At 51.5% G+C, this 303-nt stretch carries 1 other RNA gene; it reads right to left on the bottom strand.

The features are described from left to right. Positions 1–303, bottom strand: a transfer-messenger RNA (tmRNA) gene (gene ssrA, locus L0U88_RS20720); the annotation flags it as partial.

The following is a 303-nucleotide window of genomic DNA, read 5'->3' as shown; positions in this document are numbered from 1 at the left end:
CCTCGGTACTACATGCTTAGTCAGTCTTTACATTCGCTTGCCAGCTGCGGACGGACACGCCACTAACAAACTAGCCTGATTAAGTTTTAACGCTTCAACCCCAGGCAGGGCTTCCACGCGATCTCTTTTGGGTTTGACCTCTCTTGATCCCCGTCCTAAGAGCGGAGGCTAGGGAGAGAGGGCTCTAAGCAGGTTATTAAGCTGCTAAAGCGTAGTTTTCGTCGTTTGCGACTATTTTTTGCGGCTTTTTACGAGGCAAACCGCCCCTCGGCATGCACCTTGGGTTTCGCAAATCCCGTCGAA

It is taken from the genome of Flavihumibacter fluminis, from assembly GCF_021491375.1.
In the GTDB taxonomy this organism is placed as follows: domain Bacteria; phylum Bacteroidota; class Bacteroidia; order Chitinophagales; family Chitinophagaceae; genus Flavihumibacter; species Flavihumibacter fluminis.
The sequence above is the reverse complement of the archived record's forward strand: the minus strand, read 5'-3'. Positions and strand labels throughout refer to the sequence as shown.